Genomic DNA, 19,099 nt, shown 5'->3' on the forward strand with positions numbered 1-19,099 from the left:
TTTGCACCCATACTGATTCTGTCCGGGCATGGTGTCCGCACAACGAAGTCTGCAGGGAAGCCTGCCTCATAAGGGTTCGCATGCTGAAGAGTTTTCAGGCCGGTAGTCGGCGCGGGAGTTACGGAGCATTTCGCGTTCAGTCGGGTCTTCGCACGGGGGTGCTGACGCTGGCAATCGCTTCGGCGTCTTTGCTGCACAGCGCCACCGCGGCCGCATTGGGGCTGGGCGACATCACCCTGCATTCAGCGCTGGGCCAGCCGTTCAATGCCGACATCGAGCTGATCGAAGCCGGTGGCCTGACCCCCGAAGAAATCGTGGTCACCTTGGCCTCGACCGAAGCGTTCGCCAAGGCGGGCGTGGAACGGGTGTTCTTCCTCAATGACTTGCGTTTCACCCCGGTTATACGGGGCAACCGCGCGGTCGTGCATGTTGAGTCGCGCAAGGCCGTGACCGAGCCGTTTATGGATTTCGTCGTGCGCCTGTCGCGCCCGAACGGCGATCAATTCCACGAATACACGGTGCTGCTGGACCCGCCGAATTCCCCAGCGGGGCTGGCCGCGACACGCAGCCGCGCGAACTCCCCGGCGACAGCGGCGAAAACCGACCCGTCGCGCTTGCCCGTGGCCCCGCCGAAAGCGGTGCAGGGCAAGCATTACACGGTCGTGTCCGGAGACACGCTCGCTGGCATCGCCCGGCAAATCCAGGCACCGGGCAGCAAAACTTCCAGCGCCGACCTGATTGCCGGTCTTCAGGCGCTTAACCCTCAGGCCTTTCCCGATGGCACGCGTAGCCAACTGAAAATTGGCCAGAGCCTGCTGCTGCCCGACAACGCTGTCGAACCCAAGGCCGTTGTCCCTGCCGCGAATGCTGCAATGTCGCCAGCGGCCTCACCCTCGACGCCGGGCGCTCCCGCCGCGAAGCCGAATGCGGGTGAGCAGCTGACCGCCACGGCCATGGAAAACCAGCAGTTGGCCAAGACCGTCGAGGACCTCAAGGGCCAAATCGCTCAGGTCTCGGAAGACGATGCCGCGAAGAACAAACAGATCATCGAGTTGCAAACCCAGCTGGCGGAAATGAAGGCGCTGGCTGCTCGACCAGCGCCTGCCCCTGCTGTGACCGCTCCCGTGCAAAAAGCGGAACCGGTGACGACCGCCGCACCCCCCGCACCTGCTCCGGCGCCGATCGTTGAAGAGGACGAGCTGCCCTGGACGACGATTCTGGCGGGCCTGTTGCTCCTTGTTCTCTTGCTGGCGCTGGCGTGGTCGGTGCGGCGCAACCGGATCAAGAACCAGTTGGCCCAATCGGGAGCGCCATTGGAATCCATGGCTGAGCCCGTCGAGCCGATCATCAAGCCGGCTCAGGCCACCGTCACACCAGTGTTCGAAGTGCCCGCCGTGACGCCACGCCCGACGCCAAACGCTGCCGCGCCGAGTGCCACTGCCGCCCCGGCCGGGCAACGGCTGGCGGGTGCGGCAACCGATGCTCTCGACGGGGCGAGCATTTATATCGCTTATGGTCGATTCGCCGAGGCCCAGGCCATTCTGCGCGAAGCCCTCGATCGGCAGCCGCAGCGCACTGACGTACGCTTGCGCATCCTCGAGTTGCTTGGCGAACAGGGCGACCTCGCCGGGTTCGACGAAGAAGAGAAGATCCTGCTGAACCAGGGCATCGAGCCGCAAAAGCTACAAGAAATTCGTGCCCGCTACCCGAAACTCAAAGCGGCCCCTGCGCCGGTACAGGCCGAAGCGACTTCTCCGGTTGCGCCTGTGGTAGCGGCGGCGGTAGGGGGAGCAGCGGCCGCTGCGGCAGTGGCAACCTCGGAACAAGCCCCCGCGCAGTTGGACGAGACGGCAGCGGCCGCGTTGAATCCGGAGCCGATCGACGATTTCCAGCTCAATCTGGATGACTTGTCAATGGACGCGGATTGGGATCTGGTCGACCCCTTCGACAGCGCCCCGGCCCCGCGCAAACCGGCGCCGGAGGCCGAACCTGAGCTGGACCCCACGTTTGCCTCGGACCTCACCCAACTGCCGGAAGTCTTCGAGATGCCGGAGGAGCAGTTCCTCAGCGATTTTGCCGAAGACGAAACAGCCCCGGAGATGGCACTGCAGGTCGAACCTGAACCGCTGTCCGTTGCCCAGAGCGACAGTGATTTGCTGGACGACGCCTTTCTCGACAGTTTCATGACTGACGACACTGAATTTGATCTCATGGACATCGAAGAAGAGGCGCCCTTGAGCAAGATCAATGAAGCCCAGGTGCTGATTGACGAGGGCAACATCGACGAAGCGCGCCGGCTGCTTGAGGAAGTCATTGCCGAGTCCGATGACGGCCCGCAGCAGACGGCCCGCGACCTGCTGGCAGGGTTGGGCTGATCAATGGGCGACAAGGCTGAAATCGTCATCACCTATTGCACGCAATGCCAGTGGCTATTGCGCGCCGCGTGGCTGGCGCAGGAACTGCTCAGCACCTTTGGAGATGATCTGGGCAAAGTCTCGCTGGTGCCCGGCACCGGCGGCGTGTTTCGCATCACCTGCGACGACGTGCAAATTTGGGAGCGCAAGGCCGATGGCGGTTTCCCCGAAGCCAAGGTGCTGAAACAGCGGGTGCGCGACCGGATCGACCCCGACCGCGACCTCGGCCATAACGATCGCAGCACACTACCTACGGCGCAATGACCGAAGCATTCGTGCTGCTGCGACCATCGAGCCTTTGATGGCCGCACGCCGTGGGCGCTGCCTTGCCTGCGATCGGCCGCTGACCCGCAGCAAATCCCGACCCCACCCTTCGGCCGACACACTGCATCTGCGGTTGCTGCGCAACACATCGAAGTACGCCACCACCCATGCCTGGCGGCAAACGCGAGCGCGTTGTCATCAATCCTCCATATCTCCGTCATGTTCATTTCACCCATCCGGTCCACCCTTGTGAAAACCCGAGTGGAGGCTTTCCATGAGCATTGCCGAGAGCGTGAAACCCAGTGGTAAACAACGTGTCCGGACCTTGTGGATCTCTGACGTACATTTGGGAACCCGGGACTGTCAGGCCGAGCACCTGTCCGCGTTCCTCAAGCGCTATCAGGCCGACAGGATTTATCTGGTCGGCGATATCATTGACGGCTGGAAATTGCGCGGCGGCATGTACTGGCCCCAGGCGCACACCAACGTCATCCGCCGCTTGCTGACCATGAGCAAGCGCGGCACCGAGGTGGTTTACGTCACCGGCAACCACGACGAATTCTTGCGTCGCTACTCGAAACTGATCCTCGGCAACATCCAGTTGGTGGACGAAGCCGAGCATGTCACCGCCGATGGCCGACGCCTGCTGGTGATTCACGGTGACCAGTTCGACGTCATCACCCGCTATCACCGCTGGCTCGCCTTCCTCGGCGACTCCGCCTATGAGTTCACGCTGACCCTCAACCGTTGGCTCAATCATTGGCGCGCCAAGTACGGCAAAGGCTATTGGTCGCTGTCGGCGTACCTGAAGCACAAGGTCAAGACGGCCGTGAACTTCATCAGCGATTTCGAAGAAGCCATCGCCCATGAGTGCGTGAAGCGGGGGTTGGACGGGGTGGTCTGCGGGCACATTCACCACGCGGAAATCCGTCAGGTGGGCGGGGTGGAATACCTCAACTGCGGCGACTGGGTCGAATCTTGCACCGCTCTGATCGAACACTGGGACGGCACCATCGAGTTGTTCCGACTGGCCGATGCCCATATCAAAGCCAAGGCGCTGGACACCCTACCGATGGTTGAAACGGTTAAAGCGTCAGAGACCGTCTAGAACGGTACCTTGCCGATCAGCATGTCCTTGTACATCACAAAATCGCCCAGCAGGCTGTAGAACGGATGCTTGAACGTAGCGGGGCGATTCTTCTCGAAAAAGAAATGCCCGACCCACGCAAAGGTGTAACCCGCCAGCGGCAGAACCCACAGCAGCCACCAACTCGCGCTCAATAGCGCAGTCGCCAGAATCAGCAGCACCAGCGTCGTACCCATGAAATGCAGACGGCGGCACGTGCTGTCCCGGTGTTCTTCCAGGTAATACGGATAAAAATCGGAGAATCCTTCGAACGTTTTGACGGTATCCACAGCGTTCTTCTCGCGTCGAGTCGATGGATCGAGTCTAGACCCGCCCCGTAGCCAGCCAATGACAATAGGTGCCAACGTAGTATCCTTGCGCTATCAGTCGCGTCGGGCGGCGGGTCTGGAAGGCGTAGCCATGGAAAGAACGACTTCTTCAAGCTGGGCGATGGGGATCGTCAAATCCCTCGAAATGGATGGCCTGGATTGTCAGGCGTTATTCAAGGAACTGGGGCTGGTCTACGCCGATCTGGAGAACCCGGATGCGCGCTTTCCCCAGGATTCGATGACCCGGCTGTGGCAACGCGCTGTGGCGCTGTCCGGAAACCCGGCTGTGGGTTTGAACATGGCGCGAGTGGTGCGGCCTGCGTCCTTCAGCGTTGCCGGTTATGCCCTGATGTCGAGCCGTACCTTGAAAGAAGGTTTCGAGCGGTTGGTGAAATACCAGCGCATCATTTCCGACAGCGCTGACCTGAGTTTCAAACTGTTGCCCGACGGTTACGCGCTGATTCTGACCGTCCATGGCGACTTGCTACCGCCGACCCGACAGAGCGCCGAAGCGTCACTGGCCGTCGCCTTGGCGTTCTGCGGCTGGCTGAGCGGGCGCCCGTTGCATCCTCGCCAGGTGATGATCCAGGGTCATCAGCCGGACAACGTTGAACCCTATAAGAACGTCTTCCACGCCCCCCTGTCCTTCAATGCGCCGTACGACGCTTTGGTGTTCGAGCGCTCGGACATGGAAGCGCCATTGCCCACGGCTGATGAAGCCATGGCCAAGCTGCATGATCGTTTTGCCGGGGAATTTCTCGCGCGATTCTCCGGCAATCGCGTGACCCATCAGGCGCGCCAGGTGGTATGCCGGTTGCTGCCTCAAGGCGAACCGAAACGCGAAGTGGTGGCGCAAAGTCTGCACCTGTCCCAGCGCACCTTGCAGCGTCGGTTGCAAGAGGAGGGCACCAGCTTCCAGACCCTGCTCGACGACACGCGACGGGAACTGGCGCAGCAGTACCTGGCCCAGCCGCAGATGACCCTGCTGGAAATCGCCTACCTGCTGGGGTTTGCCGATCCAAGTAACTTCTTCCGCGCCTTTCGCCGCTGGTTCGATGAGACGCCGGGGGAGTATCGGATCAGGAAATCCATCCCCTGACGGCCGATGTTTTGTAGGAGTGAGCTTGCTCGCGATCTCGGCGTGTCAGTCACAGATGCCGTAAGCGGACAAACGCGATCGCGAGCAAGCTCACTCCTACAGGGTCCAATTGAGGCTTCAATGCCGCCAAAACGCCGGAACACACAGCACCAGCACGGTGATGATTTCCAGCCGCCCCAGCAGCATGCCCAGCGACAGAATCCATTTCGCCGCGTCCGGCAGTGTCGCGAAATTGCCCGCCGGGCCGATAGTCTCGCCCAGCCCAGGCCCCACTCCCGACACGGTACTCGCCGCGCCGGTCAGCGCTGTCATCCAGTCCAGCCCCAGCAACGACAGCAGCAAGGCGATGAGGCAGATCGTGAACGTAAAAAAGAACGAAAAGGTCAGAATCGATCGCACGATTTCTTCGTCCAGACGGTGGCCGTTGTACTTCTGCTTGATGACCGCGCGTGGGTGAATCAGCTGGTTGAGGTTGGCCTTGAGCAGGATGTACGCGACTTGAAACCGGAACACTTTCACGCCACCCGCCGTCGAGCCCGAACAGCCGCCGATGAAGCCGATGTAGAAGAAAAACATCAGCGCGAAGTTGCCCCACAGGCTGTAGTCGCCGAGAGCGAACCCGGTGGTGGTGATCACCGAGGTCACGTTCAACGCCACATGCCGCAGCGCGTCGTACCACGGTAAGTCGGTGGTGGCCCAATACCAGAGCGTCAGGACGGCCCAGGTCACGAGCAGCAAGCCGATGAACCCCCGGACTTGCTCGTCCTTGATCAGCGCCTTGCGATGGCCGCGCAGCGTTGCAACGTAGAGGGTGAAGGGCAGGCTGCCGAGGATCATCATCACGATCGCCACCCAATGCACCGCCGGTTGCGGCCACTTGGCAAGGGACAGGTCGGAGGTGGAAAAGCCCCCGGTGGAAATCGCTGACATCGCGTGGTTGATCGCATCGAACAGGCTCATGCCCGCCCACCAGAATGCGAGGCTGCCGATCACGGTGAAACCGACGTACACCAGCACGATGAACTTGGCCACCATGTGCGAGCGCGGCATGACTTTTTCGGAACGATCTGACGACTCGGTCTGAAACAGTCGCATGCCGCCGATCCGTAGCAGCGGCAGAATCGCCACCGCCATTCCGATGAAGCCGATGCCCCCCAGCCAGTGCAACAGCGAACGCCAGATCAGAATGCCCGGGGACATGTCGTCCAGCTTGCTCAGCACCGTTGAACCGGTGGCCGTGATGCCGGACATGCTTTCGAAAAACGAATCGGTATAGCTGATGTGTTGGGTCAGCAGAAACGGCAGCGCCGCGAACACGCAGACCACCACCCAACTGCTGACGGTCAGCAGGTACATGTCCCGGGGGCGCAGGTGAATGTGTTCGGGTCGGCCTTGCCCCACCAGCGCCAGCCCGGCGACGAACGTGATCATGCTCGACCAGAGAAACGAGGGCATGTCGCGGGTTCGATCGAAGATCACCAGCGTCGCCATCGGCACGACCATGGCGATGGCCAGGGTGATGAGAAAGATGCCGATAATGAAGCCAATGATGCGGAGGGTCGGCAACGCCATGCAGTCGCTCTGCTGAGGGATGGAAAGGCGCACATTCTACCTGCGGGTCACTTTGTGTAAACCGAAGCCCTTTCCGAGAGTCATGTAAGAATTGCCGCTGTCGTTGATTAGTGAGTTCAAGAAGCCGCTGCGGACACTACAATGCCCCATCCATTTTCAGGAGACGATTCAATGGAAGCGCTCGACGTATTGCTCAATCGCGTATCCGTCCCCCGGCTGGTCGAGCCAGCCCCGGACGCTGCCCAGCGCGAGATCCTCTTCGGCGCGGCCTTGCGGGCTCCCGACCACGGCGGCTTGCGGCCGTACCGTTTTCTCACCGTGGAGGGCGAAGCGCGCAACCGCATGGGCGAGTTGCTGGCGCAAGCGCTGATTGAGCAGGGGGGCGAAGCGGACGAAAAAGCCTTGGAAAAAGCGCGATCCGGCCCTTTGCGGGCGCCGCTGGTGGTCGTGGTGATCGCCAAGCTGACCGATCACTACAAAGTGCCAAAAAAGGAGCAGGTCATCACTGCAGGTTGCGCGGCCCATGGCGTGTTGCTGGCCGCGTATGCGTTGGGCATCGGCGCGGTCTGGCGCACGGGCGAGCTGTCGTATGCAGCCCACGTCGCGAAGGGGTTGGGTCTCGCAGCGGATGAGGAGGTGGTGGCGTTTCTGTACCTCGGCACCCCGCAGAACCCGCCGCGTGAAGCGCCGAAACCGGATGTGGCGCAGTTTGTCAGTGCGTGGCAGGGGTAAACGCCAGATACCCAAAGGGACTGCGGTGTGTCAGTCACAGACGGAGTGCCTCATACGTCCTCCAGGCAAATCCATGCAGTCGATCGCTGACATTTGACACACCCCCGAACTTGTAGGAGACGCCGGAGGCACGACGGCCGCGATCTGGCGCGTAGCTGCAGCAACACCTGTGCATGCGGTATACCTGACACGCCGTGTTGTCAGGTCCAACTACCGCTTCGTCGCAGATCACAGGCAAGCTCGCTCCCACGGCCTTCGGCCAGAAGCAACGGTGGCCCTCAGGGGGTGTTCAATTCTCGCGGTACGACAATGCTCGCCACAAAGCCACCCTGCGGGTGGTTCTCGAACTGCAGCGCACCACCGTGCTTCTCGGCGGCGCGTTTGGCGATGGCCAGGCCCAGCCCATAACCCGGTGCGGTCTGGTTCGGCGCCCGGTAGAAAGGTTCGCCCAGCTGCGACAGATGCTCGGCGCTTACCCCCGGTCCGTGATCGCGCACGCTGATGCGCAATCCTTCTTCGCACGTCCGCGCACTCAATTCGATCGGCTGACCCGCCGGGTTGAAGCGCAGGGCGTTGCGTAGCAGGTTGTCCAGCGCCCGCTCCAGCACATTAGGCCAGCCTTGCAACTGCGCTTGCGGTTCGGCCTCCACTACGACGACCTGTTCGGGGTTGCTCAGCTCGGTCTCGGCCTTCAGATGGTTCAGCAGTCCAGGCAGATCGATCGCCGTCGCGTTGCCGATGTCGGCGTCCAGACGGGCGAGCGCAAGAATCTCGCTGATCAACTCTTCCAGCCGGTCGCACTCGCGGGTCAGCCGCGGCCAGAGTTTCTCCCGTTCAGCAGGCTCGGCGCGCTCGGCCAGGGCCAGGGCGATGCGCAGGCGTGCCAGAGGGGAACGCAGTTCGTGGGAAACGTCCCGCAACAACTGGCGCTGGCTGCTGATCAGACTTTGCAGGCGCGCGCCCATGCGGTTGAAATCATTGGCCAGCACGCCGAATTCATCGCGTCGGTTGGCCAGCTGCGCAAGGCTGTTTTGCTGATATGTCGTCTGCCCCAGATCATGCACGGCGCCGCGCAAACGGCTCAAAGGACGGGTGATCGAGAGGGTCACCAGGAGACTGAACAGGGTCAGCACCACCAACGCAATGCCCAACGCGCTGAGAGGCCAAAGCAGGCTCTCGCGATGCCAGGCGTCGAGTTCCGGATGGGGAATACGGTAGATGAGCAAATAGGTTTCGCTGGTTTTCGGGCTGGTGTATTCCGCCGTCAAACGGCGCCAGGGGAGGGGTCGGGTGTCATCCTGCTGGCGGGCTTCGAAAGCGGCTGCCCGAGGCGGAAAGGTGCCGGGTATCACGGCTTCGCCACTGTCGTTCAACACCTGGACATCGATGTGGTACTTGCGTTTGAGCTCTTGAAGGAAGTCCTGCGCCGGGCCTTCGCCCTGATCTTCGTACAGCGCCGTCCATTTTGCCGGCAGGTTATGCAGGCCGGGGTGGCGACTGAGGATCCAGGCGTCCTGATTGAGCATGTGGCCCAGCAGGATCGACAGACCTGCCACCAACGCAATCGCGAGCCAGAAGCTCGCCAGAATCCGCCAGAACAATGAACGCACGTGTAGCCCTCGATCCGATCCCATAATGAAAACAACCCGACACGCCGGAGAGCGCGTGTCGGGTTGAGAGTGTAAAGCAGCGACGCTGAACGGGTTACTGAGTCTTCTGCGCCTTTTGCGCTTTCCAGGCTTCGAACTCGGCGCGATCAGCACGACGTTGTTCACGGTCCTTCTGCATCTGGTCAAAGGTCTTTTGCTGGTCTGGCGTCAGCAGCGCGCGAACGTCGGACTGGGTTTTCGCCTGCTTGGCAGCGATCTCGTCTTTCATGGCTTTCTGATCGGCCGGCGACAGCTTGGCCAAGTACTTCTGAGTGATCTCGGAACGGCTGTGCCATTGATCGCCCATCAGTTTGCCGACTTGCTGACGTTGTTCCGGGGTCAGGTTCAACTTGTCGAAAGGGCCTCGGTGGTGGTGCATGCCAGGACCGTCAAAGCCAGGACCGCCAGGGCCACCCAGTGGGCCGCCATCGACAGGGGCAGCCGCCATCGCAACAGCAGGCAGGGCAGCAGCGAACATCAAAGCCATCAGAGTCTTACGCATGGTGTATCTCCTTGTCTCGAATCCGGCTCTGTGCCGGTTGTGGCCAGTTTAGGGAGATCAAGGTCAAGCGAGGTCAGGGGTGGGTAAAGCTTCGGTAAAGGCGGCGCGCCGAGCTGTTGACGTGAAGTCATGATTGGGTGGGCGCTGCGAGCTGCAAGCCTCAAGCTGTCCGCGCACGGCTCTTGCTTGCAGCTTGCAGCTTGCAGCTTAAAACTCGCAGTTCCTCGTTTGCAGCTCCCCCGCTAGGGGGCGTAGTAGTAGCCACGACTGCGCAACGCCACGATTCGCGGCCTGCCATCGGCGTGAGGCCCGATCTTTTTGCGCAGGTTGCTGACGTGCATGTCCAGGCTGCGGTCGTACAGGGTCAGCTTGCGGCCTAGCGCCAATTGCGCCAGTTCCTGTTTTTCCAGCGGTTCGCCGGGCTGGCTCAGCAGGGCTTCGAGCAGGCGCGCTTCAGACACCGTCAGGGTGAATTCCTGATCGTCGATGGTCACCACGCCACGGGCCGGGCTGAAGCACAGGTCGCCCAGTTCGAGCTGGCTGGACACCGCCGCCGGGTGACTGCGACGCAGCACGGCACGCAGGCGAGCAGTGAGTTCGCGAGGATCGCAGGGTTTGGCCAGATAATCGTCGGCCCCCAACTCCAGACCGAGGATGCGGTCCAGCGGCTCGCCACGGGCCGAGAGCATCAGCACCGGAAGGTCGGGGTGATCGGTGCGCAGTTGCTTGAGCAGTTCCAGACCGCTGCCATCGGGCAGCATCACATCCAGCACCACGGCGGCAGGGGAGGATTCGGCGAGCGCTTTGCGGGCGCTTTGGCCGTCGTGGCACGCATGCACCACGAAGCCTTCCTGACTCAACCAACTGCTCAGGAGCTCGCACAGCTCCTGGTCGTCATCAATAAGTAACAGCTCGCTCATGACTCACTCAATTTAGCCATTGCCGACGCTGTCTACGCCAGCCGCTGGCAAAGATACCGCACAGCAGGGCAATCATTGCAACGCCGCCCCCCGTGACGAACCATTGTTGTTGCTCGGTCAATACGCGCGCAGGCTGTACCGACTGCGCTTCTTTGAGCTGCAGTTTAAGCCTTTGGTTCTCCTGACGCAGACGCCCGACCACAATACTTTCGCGCTCAGTGTCGGCATTCAGCAATTGGCGGGTCAACGCTTCGCGCTGCTTTTCGCTGTCGGCGAGGCGTTGGCGCAGATCGCTCAACTGGCTGGCGGTGCTGGGCAGGGGCAGCGCCTGGCTGACCAAGTCGGTGGTCTCTTCGGCCTGAACATCGAAACTGGTCGCCGATACGGCCAAGGCGGCCGCCAGCACACACCACGGACGTGGACGCATGGGAACTCCTGACTTTTCCTGGTATTGGCAGGCTATCGGCAGGCCGATGCGAATAATGAGCAATCAGAAGGGAGGGGCGAAAGAGAGAGTGTTGCCCAGTCGCAGGGCTTGAACACTGCCGTAGTGGGAGCCGGCTTGCTGGCGAAGACGGTGGGTCAGTGACGGATGAGCTGACTGACAGGCCTCGTTCGTCAGCAAGCCAGCTCCCACGAATCCGACATCGGTCGCAGATGTTATGACCTATGTATGACCCTTGTGGGAGCCGGCTTGCTGGCGAAGGCGGTGGGTCAGTGACGGCTGAGCTGACTGACAGGCCTCGTTCGCCAGTAAGCCGGCTCCCACGAATCCGACATCGGTCGCAGATGTTGTGACCTATGCATGACCTTTGTGGGAGCCGGCTCGCTGGCGAAGGCGGTGGGGCAGTGACGGCTGAGCTGACTGACAGGTCTCGTTCGCCAGCAAGGCGGCTCCCCCGGATCCGACATCGGTCGCAGATGTTATGACCTATGCATGACCCTTGTGGGAGCCGGCTTGCTGGCGAAGGCGGTGGGTCAGTGACGGATGAGCTGACTGACAGGTCTCGTTCGCCAGCAAGCCGGCTCCCACAGTCGGTGCTTGATCAGCAACCGACGTTCTAAGGGACTCTTTACGGCAGGACTTGCTTGAACGGCTTGACCACGACGTGGTCGTAAACGCCAGCGGCGATGTACGGATCGGCATCGGCCCAGGCTTGCGCGGCGCTGAGAGACGCGAATTCGGCGACGATCAGGCTGCCGGTGAAGCCTGCAGCGCCCGGGTCGTTGCTGTCGACGGCAGGCAGCGGACCGGCCAGCACGATGCGGCCTTCGTTTTTCAGCGCGGTCAGGCGCTCCAGGTGCGCAGGGCGCGCTTCGATGCGTTTTTCCAGCGAGTTGGCGACGTCCGTTGCAACGATGGCGTAGAGCATGTCAATCCTCGGTTTTTTTTGTGGAAGGCTGGGTCGATGGGTCGGCATCGTGAAGATGACGGGCCAGGTAGATGCCCTGACCGATCAGGAAAATGAGCGTCATGCCCAGGCTGCCGAAGACTTTGAAGTCGACCCAGAAATCCTGGTACGTGAACGCGACATACAGGTTGGCCGCGCCGCAGAAGACGAAGAACACGATCCAGGCGATGTTCAGCCGGGTCCAGATCGCCTGGGGCAGGGTCAACGCGTGGCCCATGATGCGCTGGATCAACAGCCGGTCACCGATGAAGTGGCTGCCTGCGAACACCAGCGCGAAGATCCAGTTGACCACCGGGGCTTTCCATTTAAGAAAGGTCTCGCTGTGGAAGGCCAGCGTCAGGCTGCCGAACACCAGGCACCCGGCGAGGGTCAACCATTGGCTTTTCTCGAGTTTGCCCTGCTGGATGTAGAGGATGCTGTAGACCACGATTGAGCTGGCGATCAGCACCGCGGTGGCGCTGAAAATCCCGCCGACCATGATGCTGTGGCCCAGGATATCGACGGCTTGGGGACTGATTTTGTAGACGATGAAAAACAGGATAAGCGGGATGAAGTCGATGAATTGTTTCACAGTAAGAGCCAGAAGCTGGATGTGGCGGCATAATAACAAACATCAATGACTGCGAAAGCGCCCCTATGAATGTCGACCTGCACTGCCACAGTACCGCTTCCGACGGCGCCCTAGCGCCTGCGGCACTCGTCGCCCGTGCCTATGAGAACGGCGTCCGGGTGCTCGCGCTGACCGATCACGACACCATCGAAGGCCTCGAAGAAGCCCGCACGGCGGCGCTTGCGCTGGATATGCGCCTGGTCAACGGCATCGAGTTGTCCTGCACCTGGGGTGGCGCGACCATCCACATTCTGGGTTACGGCTTCAATGTCGATGCCCGCCCTTTGCTCGACGCCATTGAGCAATTGCACACCGGCCGCTGGTTGCGTGCTGAAGAAATCAGTCGCAAATTGGCGATGAAAGGTATGCCCGGCGCGCTGGAAGGTGCCCGCGCGGTGCAACAAGCGTTGGGCGACAGCGGCAATGCGCCGGCACGTCCGCACTTTGCGGACTTTCTCGTCAATGAAGGTTTCGTCAAGGATCGCGCCGAAGCGTTCCGCAAATGGCTGGGCGCCGGCAAGCTCGGCGACGTCAAACAGCACTGGCCGACCCTGGAAGATACTGTCGCCACCCTGCGTGCGGCGGGCGCCTGGGTCAGTCTGGCGCACCCTTGGCATTACGACTTTACCCGCAGCAAGCGTCGCAAGCTGGTCGCCGATTTCATTCAGGCGGGTGGTCATGCGATAGAAGTGGTCAACGGCCTGCAACCCGCCGATCAGGTGGGCAGCCTAGCCATTCTGGCCCGCGAATTCGGTCTGCTGGTCAGTGCCGGCAGTGATTTTCATGCGCCTGGCGCCTGGTCCGAGATAGGCGTCTACCGCCCGTTGCCCGAGGATCTGCCGCCACTTTGGGGGCGATTCAAACATGACCCGCCTACTGCCGTCTGAACAGGAAGATACCGTGAGTCAATTTTTCCAGGTCCATCCGGAAAACCCGCAGTCGCGCCTGATTAAACAGGCGGTGGAAATCATTCGCGCGGGCGGCCTGGTGGTCTATCCCACCGATTCGTCCTACGCGTTGGGTTGCCAGATGGGCGACAAAGGTGCGCTGGACCGCATTCGACGCCTGCGTGATCTGGACGACAAGCACAACTTCACGCTGATGTGCTGCGACCTGTCGCAACTGGGGCTGTTCGCCAAGGTGGACACCGCAGCGTTTCGTCTCCTCAAGGCTCACACACCGGGGCCGTACACCTTCATACTCGGCGCCACACGCGAGGTGCCGCGTCTGCTGTTGCACCCCAAACGCCGCACCATCGGGCTGCGCGTGCCGCAACACCCTATCGCTCAGGCGCTGTTGCAGGAACTGGGTGAGCCGCTGATGAGCGTCAGTCTGATCATGCCGGGTGAAGATCTGCCGATGAGCGATCCTTACGAGATGCGCAAGGTCCTCGAACACCACGTCGATCTGATCATCGACGGCGGCGAGGGCGGCATTTCTGCTTCCACCGTGATCAATCTGACCGAAGACGAGCCTCAAGTGGTGCGCGTGGGTTGCGGCGATCCGACGCCGTTCGGGGTCGAAGTCGAGTGACTGACGCCCAGACACTGGACCCGCTAGCCGACGCCCAACAGGAGTTGCCGTTTGCGATGGTCTATGGGCAGGCCGTCACGCAGATGCCGCTCGACTTGTACATTCCCCCCGACGCACTGGAAGTCTTTCTTGAAGCGTTCGAAGGCCCGCTCGACCTGCTGCTGTACCTGATCCGTAAACAGAACATCAACATCCTCGACATCCCCGTGGCCGAGATCACACGGCAGTACATGGGCTACGTCGAGCTGATGAAAACCGTGCGCCTCGAACTGGCCGCCGAGTACCTGGTGATGGCCGCGATGCTGGCCGAAATCAAATCGCGCATGCTGCTGCCGCGCTCGGAAACCGCCGAAGAGGAAGAAGACGACCCTCGCGCCGAGCTGATCCGTCGCTTGCAGGAGTACGAACGCTTCAAGGCTGCCGCCGAGGGCATCGATACGCTGAGTCGGGTGGGTCGCGACGTGGTGGTGCCCAAACTCGACGCGCCGGAAGCCCGCGCCCGCAAGCTGTTGCCGGACGTAGCGCTCGAAGAGTTGCTGGTGTCCATGGCCGACGTGCTGCGGCGGGGTGACATGTTCGAAAGCCATCAGGTCAGCCGCGAGGCCCTGTCCACCCGCGAGCGCATGAGCGATGTGCTCGAACGTCTGAAAGGCGCCGGCTTCGTGCCCTTTGCCGAACTGTTCACGGCCGAGGAAGGGCGTCTCGGCGTGGTCGTGACGTTCATGGCAGTGCTGGAGCTGGTCAAGGAGCAATTGGTCGAGCTGGTGCAGAACGAACCCTTCGCTGTCATTCATGTGCGGGCGCGAGCCGAATAAAGAGCCAGAGCTGATCGATGAACCTGAACGAACCCCGCGAACTCGCGCCGCTGCTCGAAGCGTTTCTGCTGGCCTCCGGCAAACCGCAATCTCTGGAACGGCTCTACGAATTGTTCGAGGAAGGCGAGCGCCCGGAACCTGCAGTGTTCAAAAAGGCGCTCACCCTGTTGACCAAGTCCTGTGACAACCGGGCGTTCGAATTGAAGGAAGTCGCCTCAGGCTATCGCCTGCAAATCCGCGAAAAGTTCGCGCCATGGGTGGGCCGTTTGTGGGAAGAGCGCCCGCAGCGTTATTCCCGCGCCTTGCTCGAAACCCTGGCGCTGATCGCCTACCGCCAGCCGATCACCCGGGGAGAAATCGAGGACGTGCGCGGCGTCGCGGTCAACAGCAACATCGTCAAAACCTTGCTGGAACGCGAGTGGATCAGGATCGTCGGCTATCGCGATGTGCCCGGCAAGCCGGCGATGTTCGCGACCACCAAGGCGTTTCTTGACCATTTCAACCTGAAAAACCTCGACGAGCTGCCGCCGCTGGCCGATTTGCGGGAGATGGAAGCCGAGCCAGTCCTCGATTTCGACGATGCCCCTGTTCCTGCGCATTTGCAGGCGTTGGCCGATGCCAGTCTGGAGCCGGAGGTTGACGCACAGCCTGAAGCACCGCGGGACGAGACCAGCTTCCGCAGCCTGCTGGCCGAACTGGATACGATGGAAGACGGCCTGAAAATTGATTTCGACGATTTATTGCTCGATCAGCCCGATCAAGGGTCTGAATTGGAAGATGAGCAGCAGGAAGACGAAGATCCCCGCTGAGCGTTGGTGTGACCGATTCATACGACTGTAGGCGCGCGGCTTGTCCCGCGATCTGGCGCGAAGCGGCGGTGGATGTCAGTCAGTGCGGAGTGCCAGGTGTACCGCCTCGACAGGAATCGCGACGGGTTCCTCATCGATCGCGGGACAGGCCACGCGCCTACCGTATTCGGCGCTTTTCCATTATTTCAGGCGAACCCATGAGCACTAAGAATCCCTGCATCAGCATTTGCAAATTCGACGACGACATTTGCATCGGCTGCGGCCGCAGCAAACGTGAGGTCAAGTCGTGGAAGAAAATGGACAAGGACGAGAGACGCTCGGTGGTCGCCGATTCTGTCCAGCGTCTGAAGACGCTCAAGTCTTCCGCCCGGCGGAAAAAGAAATGAGTGGACGGATTTCATCTACGCTCTGATGCGCAACGCGCGCCATGAGCGTATGATTCGCGACCTTTTGGCGATCCACACTCGCCAGAGAGATTCCAGTTTCAGCCCCTCGCTTCTGTTCGGAGGCCGGGCAACAGGCCGTGCCCACTCGCGCACGCCCTGATTCGACACACCGGGAGGTGCCCAGATGAGTGAACACGACAAGCAAGACAAAGAGATCGGCCCAGCAGGCGAAAAACTGCAAAAGGTGCTGGCGCGCATTGGCGTCGGCTCGCGCCGGGACGTTGAATCCTGGATCGGCGAAGGCCGCATCAAGGTCAATGGCGTACAGGCCAGCCTCGGCCAGCGCGTCGATCTGCACGACGCCATCACGGTCGACGGTCGCGTCATCAAGCGCGAAGAGGCCGCGGAAACGGTCCGTCGCGTCATCATGTACAACAAGCCGGACGGCGAAATCTGCACCCGTGACGACCCGGAAGGCCGTCCGACCGTGTTCGACCGCCTGCCGCGTCCGAAAGAGGGCCGCTGGATCAACATCGGTCGCCTCGACATCAACACCACCGGTCTGCTGATGTTCACCACCGACGGCGAGCTGGCGAACCGCCTGATGCACCCGTCCTTCGAAATGGACCGCGAGTACGCTGTACGCGTCCGTGGCGAAGTCGACGACGACATGCTGCTGCGCCTGAAGAACGGCGTGATCCTCGAAGACGGTCCGGCCCGTTTCACCGATATCCAGCAAGCGCCGGGGGGTGAAGGCTTCAACCACTGGTATCACTGCGTGGTAATGGAAGGTCGCAACCGTGAAGTGCGTCGTCTGTGGGAATCCCAGGGTCTGGTGGTCAGCCGACTGAAGCGCGTGCGTTTCGGTCCGGTATTCTTGAACTCCGATTTGCCCATGGGCCGCTGGCGCGAAATGAGTCAGCAGGAAGTCGACATTCTCAGCGCCGAAGTGGGCCTGAAACCGGTCGCCATGCCGCAGATGACCGCCAAGACCAAAGACAAGCTTGAGCGTTTGCAGCGCCAGTCTTCGCGTCCATTGGGCAAAGGCGAGCGCGTGCGTCAACTGCGTCCGGCCAAGGACGCTGCGCCGGCTGAGCGCGCACCCCGCGAGCCACGTGTGGCTGATGGCGAGCGCCCGGCGCGCAAGCCTGCCGAAAGTGGTCGTCCGGCCCGCACGCCGCGTCCGGCCGCAGGCGGTCGTGGTGACAGCCGTGGCGACAGTAGCCGTGGCACGCCAGTAGCGGAACGTCCGAGCGAGATGAACAAACGCCCGGTCAAGCCGAAGTCCTCGCGACCCGGCATCAAACTGGTTGACGACGACAAGACCCCCTCGGGCAAGCGTCGTGGCGCGCCTGCCGGTGCCGGTCAGCGCCCAGGCTTTGGTCGTCGCAAGCCAGAGTGATCGAGGCTCGATAACAAGAACGCCAGTCAATGACTGGCGTTTTTTTTGGGGGTGTCGATGCCGGTGAGATCACTGGAGATTCACGTACCGGGTGCCGTCGAACACCACCTGCTGGTCCACGGCCAACGTGCCGCTGCTAAAGATCAAGTCGAGATGATGGCTGCCCTTGGCGCCGCCGCCGAGGCCCAAATGAAGGCCACAATGGCGCTCCTCGAATCCTGCATTGCGCGCATACAGCTGGGTGACCCCCTCGTTGGTGCCAATCCCCAGCTCTTCGATGCGCCGATTTGACGGGTTAGCGTCGAGGTACTTGCCGAAGTCGTTCGCCAATCCCGGCACGTCAGTGGCGATCCGCGTGATGGTGGAGTCTTCGATCCACATCTCCAGGGGTGATTCGAGGATGCCGTATTTGCGGGCGAAGGGAATCGTGCCCAAAAACGTGCCGATGAATTTCACATGACCATTGATTGATTCGCTGTGGGTGGCGATTTCGCCGGGTGCCAGGTCGTAGTTACCCACGCCGTTGACGTTCGTCCACTTTTTGAGGTCGCGAAGCGGCGCTTCGAAGTAAGAGCCGCGTTCGTCGCTGAAACGCAAGGTGTCGCCTTGGCTCATGCGTTGAATAAGCGCGGCATTCAGCTGCGCAATGCGCTCGGGCTCGACGCTGAACGTGTCATAAAAGTAATCACCGTAGTCTTTGAACAGCAGCGATTTTTTCCAGTGCTCCGACATGACGCCCTGCAGCGCACGAATGAAGGGGGGGCCTTCGGCACGCGGGTTGGGCAGTGTCGAGGAGTCGTAGAACAGCACGTAAAGGTCCGAAGACGTGATAGCCAGTTCCAATTGATCGGTGGGCGTCGTGTCCAATCTCAAGCTGCTGAACTGGAAGTCATGGAGGCCTTCGGGGTTGTCAGTGATCTGCCCGGTCAGCGTGGTGTACTCATCGGTATGCGCCAGCAATACGTTCGGCGCGGCGATATTTTGAAGGGCGGGGTGGTGGTGCAGGTAGTAAAGAAAGTGCTCGATTGCGCGGTTCTGTTCCGTCATATGGGCGCTCCCGCAGACAGGCTGAAAACAAAAAGGGCGACGCAATGACTGCGTTCGCCCCCTCGCTACGTTAGAACGGCCACATCGCTGTGCCAAATGGCACGACCGCTTCTGCCTGCATCATTTCGACCGCAGCATCGTGGGTCGGTGCTTCAAACCAATCGTCGAGTTGCAGTTCTTCTTCCAGGTTCAGTTCTACGGATTGCATAGGTAAATCTCCTGAGAATGACGTACTTGCCGAATGCGACGGGGCGACCCGGAATTGAATTGCCTCGCCAAGGAAGCACACTGACCTTCGTGGCCAGCAAGCGATAACGAAACTAGTTCATGTAAACGGGACTTGCCAAGTAAAAAACGTCTGCGAAAATGCTGGCAAATTGCCGGAAAATAGAAAAGTTTCAAGAAAAACAAAGGGTGAGCTGAAGCGATTCCGCTCAAATTTTTTTCTGACGGAATTGTGTCGATATTGGATCCGTTC

21 protein-coding genes are annotated in these 19,099 nt (G+C 61.0%); 11 read left to right on the plus strand and 10 right to left on the minus strand.

All coding sequences use genetic code 11. The annotated features are described in order from the left end of the window. Positions 1–80 precede the first annotated feature (80 nt). From B3N48_RS06565 to B3N48_RS06575, 3 genes are all read left to right on the plus strand, one after another. Positions 81–2,375 carry a FimV/HubP family polar landmark protein gene (locus B3N48_RS06565; RefSeq protein WP_296180948.1) on the plus strand — a complete coding sequence of 765 codons (2,295 nt, stop codon included), beginning with the start codon at positions 81–83 and terminating at the stop codon, positions 2,373–2,375. A gap of 3 nt (positions 2,376–2,378) precedes the next feature. After that, positions 2,379–2,678: a SelT/SelW/SelH family protein gene (locus B3N48_RS06570; RefSeq protein WP_296180951.1), complete on the plus strand. Its 300-nt coding sequence runs from the start codon at positions 2,379–2,381 to the stop codon at positions 2,676–2,678. Between the two features lie 274 nt (positions 2,679–2,952). After that, positions 2,953–3,786 carry a UDP-2,3-diacylglucosamine diphosphatase gene (locus tag B3N48_RS06575; protein ID WP_296180953.1) on the plus strand — a complete coding sequence of 278 codons (834 nt, stop codon included), beginning with the start codon at positions 2,953–2,955 and terminating at the stop codon, positions 3,784–3,786. Here the strand turns inward: B3N48_RS06575 and B3N48_RS06580 are convergent. After that, entirely contained in the window at positions 3,783–4,094 is a 312-nt protein-coding gene (locus B3N48_RS06580; RefSeq protein WP_296180955.1) for a DUF962 domain-containing protein, read from the minus strand. The two genes, B3N48_RS06575 and B3N48_RS06580, sit on opposite strands and share 4 nt — an antisense overlap. A gap of 130 nt (positions 4,095–4,224) precedes the next feature. On the opposite strand from B3N48_RS06580, the gene B3N48_RS06585 reads away from it, so the two are divergent. Next, positions 4,225–5,232 carry an AraC family transcriptional regulator gene (locus tag B3N48_RS06585; RefSeq protein WP_296180957.1) on the plus strand — a complete coding sequence of 336 codons (1,008 nt, stop codon included), beginning with the start codon at positions 4,225–4,227 and terminating at the stop codon, positions 5,230–5,232. Positions 5,233–5,349: 117 nt separating this feature from the next. Here B3N48_RS06585 and B3N48_RS06590 read toward each other — a convergent pair whose 3' ends face one another. Next, positions 5,350–6,804: a TrkH family potassium uptake protein gene (locus B3N48_RS06590; RefSeq protein ID WP_296181646.1), complete on the minus strand. Its 1,455-nt coding sequence runs from the start codon at positions 6,802–6,804 to the stop codon at positions 5,350–5,352. Between the two features lie 171 nt (positions 6,805–6,975). Here B3N48_RS06590 and B3N48_RS06595 point away from each other — a divergent pair, with 171 nt between their 5' ends. Beyond that, positions 6,976–7,536, plus strand: coding sequence for an NAD(P)H nitroreductase (locus tag B3N48_RS06595; RefSeq protein ID WP_296180959.1), 561 nt, complete (start codon positions 6,976–6,978; stop codon positions 7,534–7,536). 278 nt (positions 7,537–7,814) lie between these two features. On the opposite strand, the gene B3N48_RS06600 is transcribed toward B3N48_RS06595, so the two are convergent. The 6 genes from B3N48_RS06600 to B3N48_RS06625 all read right to left on the minus strand — a co-directional run bounded on the left by B3N48_RS06600 (position 7,815) and on the right by B3N48_RS06625 (position 12,590). Next, positions 7,815–9,146 (minus strand): sensor histidine kinase, encoded by a 1,332-nt coding sequence (locus B3N48_RS06600; RefSeq protein ID WP_296180961.1) that lies wholly within the window; start codon positions 9,144–9,146, stop codon positions 7,815–7,817. A 94-nt stretch (positions 9,147–9,240) separates the two neighbouring features. Next, complete coding sequence (locus B3N48_RS06605; protein ID WP_296180965.1) at positions 9,241–9,687, minus strand: Spy/CpxP family protein refolding chaperone; 447 nt, start codon at positions 9,685–9,687, stop codon at positions 9,241–9,243. Positions 9,688–9,929: 242 nt separating this feature from the next. Beyond that, positions 9,930–10,607 (minus strand): response regulator transcription factor, encoded by a 678-nt coding sequence (locus B3N48_RS06610; protein ID WP_296180967.1) that lies wholly within the window; start codon positions 10,605–10,607, stop codon positions 9,930–9,932. 7 nt (positions 10,608–10,614) lie between these two features. Beyond that, a complete protein-coding gene (locus B3N48_RS06615) occupies positions 10,615–11,034 on the minus strand; it encodes a translation initiation factor 2 (protein ID WP_296180970.1) in 420 nt (139 codons plus the stop codon). A 646-nt stretch (positions 11,035–11,680) separates the two neighbouring features. Next, a complete protein-coding gene (locus B3N48_RS06620) occupies positions 11,681–11,980 on the minus strand; it encodes a YciI family protein (protein WP_296180973.1) in 300 nt (99 codons plus the stop codon). A gap of 1 nt (position 11,981) precedes the next feature. Beyond that, positions 11,982–12,590 (minus strand): septation protein A, encoded by a 609-nt coding sequence (locus tag B3N48_RS06625; RefSeq protein ID WP_296180975.1) that lies wholly within the window; start codon positions 12,588–12,590, stop codon positions 11,982–11,984. 65 nt (positions 12,591–12,655) lie between these two features. Here B3N48_RS06625 and B3N48_RS06630 point away from each other — a divergent pair, with 65 nt between their 5' ends. From B3N48_RS06630 to rluB, 6 genes are all read left to right on the plus strand, one after another. Then, on the plus strand, positions 12,656–13,516 hold the full coding sequence (locus B3N48_RS06630; RefSeq protein ID WP_296180978.1) for a PHP domain-containing protein: 861 nt from the start codon (positions 12,656–12,658) through the stop codon (positions 13,514–13,516). Between the two features lie 13 nt (positions 13,517–13,529). Then, positions 13,530–14,162: an L-threonylcarbamoyladenylate synthase gene (locus B3N48_RS06635; RefSeq protein WP_296180980.1), complete on the plus strand. Its 633-nt coding sequence runs from the start codon at positions 13,530–13,532 to the stop codon at positions 14,160–14,162. Between the two features lie 116 nt (positions 14,163–14,278). Continuing rightward, positions 14,279–14,977 carry a segregation and condensation protein A gene (locus B3N48_RS06640; protein WP_178115694.1) on the plus strand — a complete coding sequence of 233 codons (699 nt, stop codon included), beginning with the start codon at positions 14,279–14,281 and terminating at the stop codon, positions 14,975–14,977. Positions 14,978–14,994: 17 nt separating this feature from the next. Then, a complete protein-coding gene (scpB, locus tag B3N48_RS06645; RefSeq protein ID WP_296180982.1) occupies positions 14,995–15,786 on the plus strand; it encodes an SMC-Scp complex subunit ScpB in 792 nt (263 codons plus the stop codon). Between the two features lie 197 nt (positions 15,787–15,983). Further along, positions 15,984–16,172, plus strand: coding sequence for a DUF1289 domain-containing protein (locus tag B3N48_RS06650; protein WP_296180983.1), 189 nt, complete (start codon positions 15,984–15,986; stop codon positions 16,170–16,172). Between the two features lie 184 nt (positions 16,173–16,356). Continuing rightward, complete coding sequence (gene rluB / locus B3N48_RS06655; protein ID WP_296180985.1) at positions 16,357–17,574, plus strand: 23S rRNA pseudouridine(2605) synthase RluB; 1,218 nt, start codon at positions 16,357–16,359, stop codon at positions 17,572–17,574. Positions 17,575–17,643: 69 nt separating this feature from the next. Here rluB and B3N48_RS06660 read toward each other — a convergent pair whose 3' ends face one another. Then, on the minus strand, positions 17,644–18,621 hold the full coding sequence (locus B3N48_RS06660; RefSeq protein ID WP_296180987.1) for a leucyl aminopeptidase: 978 nt from the start codon (positions 18,619–18,621) through the stop codon (positions 17,644–17,646). 70 nt (positions 18,622–18,691) lie between these two features. After that, entirely contained in the window at positions 18,692–18,829 is a 138-nt protein-coding gene (locus tag B3N48_RS06665) for a hypothetical protein (RefSeq protein ID WP_296180989.1), read from the minus strand. Between the last annotated feature and the right edge of the window lie 270 nt (positions 18,830–19,099).

Origin of the sequence: Pseudomonas sp. UBA1879, assembly GCF_002338065.1 — a bacterium.
GTDB lineage: Bacteria > Pseudomonadota > Gammaproteobacteria > Pseudomonadales > Pseudomonadaceae > Aquipseudomonas.

Coding starts and splice junctions, on each gene's coding strand:
- B3N48_RS06650 (WP_296180983.1), top strand. CDS start 15,984: ATGAGCACTAAGAATCCCTGCATCAGCATTTGCAAATTCGACGACGAC.
- B3N48_RS06620 (WP_296180973.1), bottom strand. CDS start 11,980: ATGCTCTACGCCATCGTTGCAACGGACGTCGCCAACTCGCTGGAAAAA.
- B3N48_RS06565 (WP_296180948.1), top strand. CDS start 81: ATGCTGAAGAGTTTTCAGGCCGGTAGTCGGCGCGGGAGTTACGGAGCA.
- B3N48_RS06595 (WP_296180959.1), top strand. CDS start 6,976: ATGGAAGCGCTCGACGTATTGCTCAATCGCGTATCCGTCCCCCGGCTG.
- B3N48_RS06610 (WP_296180967.1), bottom strand. CDS start 10,607: ATGAGCGAGCTGTTACTTATTGATGACGACCAGGAGCTGTGCGAGCTC.
- B3N48_RS06630 (WP_296180978.1), top strand. CDS start 12,656: ATGAATGTCGACCTGCACTGCCACAGTACCGCTTCCGACGGCGCCCTA.
- B3N48_RS06615 (WP_296180970.1), bottom strand. CDS start 11,034: ATGCGTCCACGTCCGTGGTGTGTGCTGGCGGCCGCCTTGGCCGTATCG.
- rluB (WP_296180985.1), top strand. CDS start 16,357: ATGAGTGAACACGACAAGCAAGACAAAGAGATCGGCCCAGCAGGCGAA.
- B3N48_RS06605 (WP_296180965.1), bottom strand. CDS start 9,687: ATGCGTAAGACTCTGATGGCTTTGATGTTCGCTGCTGCCCTGCCTGCT.
- B3N48_RS06660 (WP_296180987.1), bottom strand. CDS start 18,621: ATGACGGAACAGAACCGCGCAATCGAGCACTTTCTTTACTACCTGCAC.
- scpB (WP_296180982.1), top strand. CDS start 14,995: ATGAACCTGAACGAACCCCGCGAACTCGCGCCGCTGCTCGAAGCGTTT.
- B3N48_RS06590 (WP_296181646.1), bottom strand. CDS start 6,804: ATGGCGTTGCCGACCCTCCGCATCATTGGCTTCATTATCGGCATCTTT.
- B3N48_RS06585 (WP_296180957.1), top strand. CDS start 4,225: ATGGAAAGAACGACTTCTTCAAGCTGGGCGATGGGGATCGTCAAATCC.
- B3N48_RS06665 (WP_296180989.1), bottom strand. CDS start 18,829: ATGCAATCCGTAGAACTGAACCTGGAAGAAGAACTGCAACTCGACGAT.
- B3N48_RS06570 (WP_296180951.1), top strand. CDS start 2,379: ATGGGCGACAAGGCTGAAATCGTCATCACCTATTGCACGCAATGCCAG.
- B3N48_RS06575 (WP_296180953.1), top strand. CDS start 2,953: ATGAGCATTGCCGAGAGCGTGAAACCCAGTGGTAAACAACGTGTCCGG.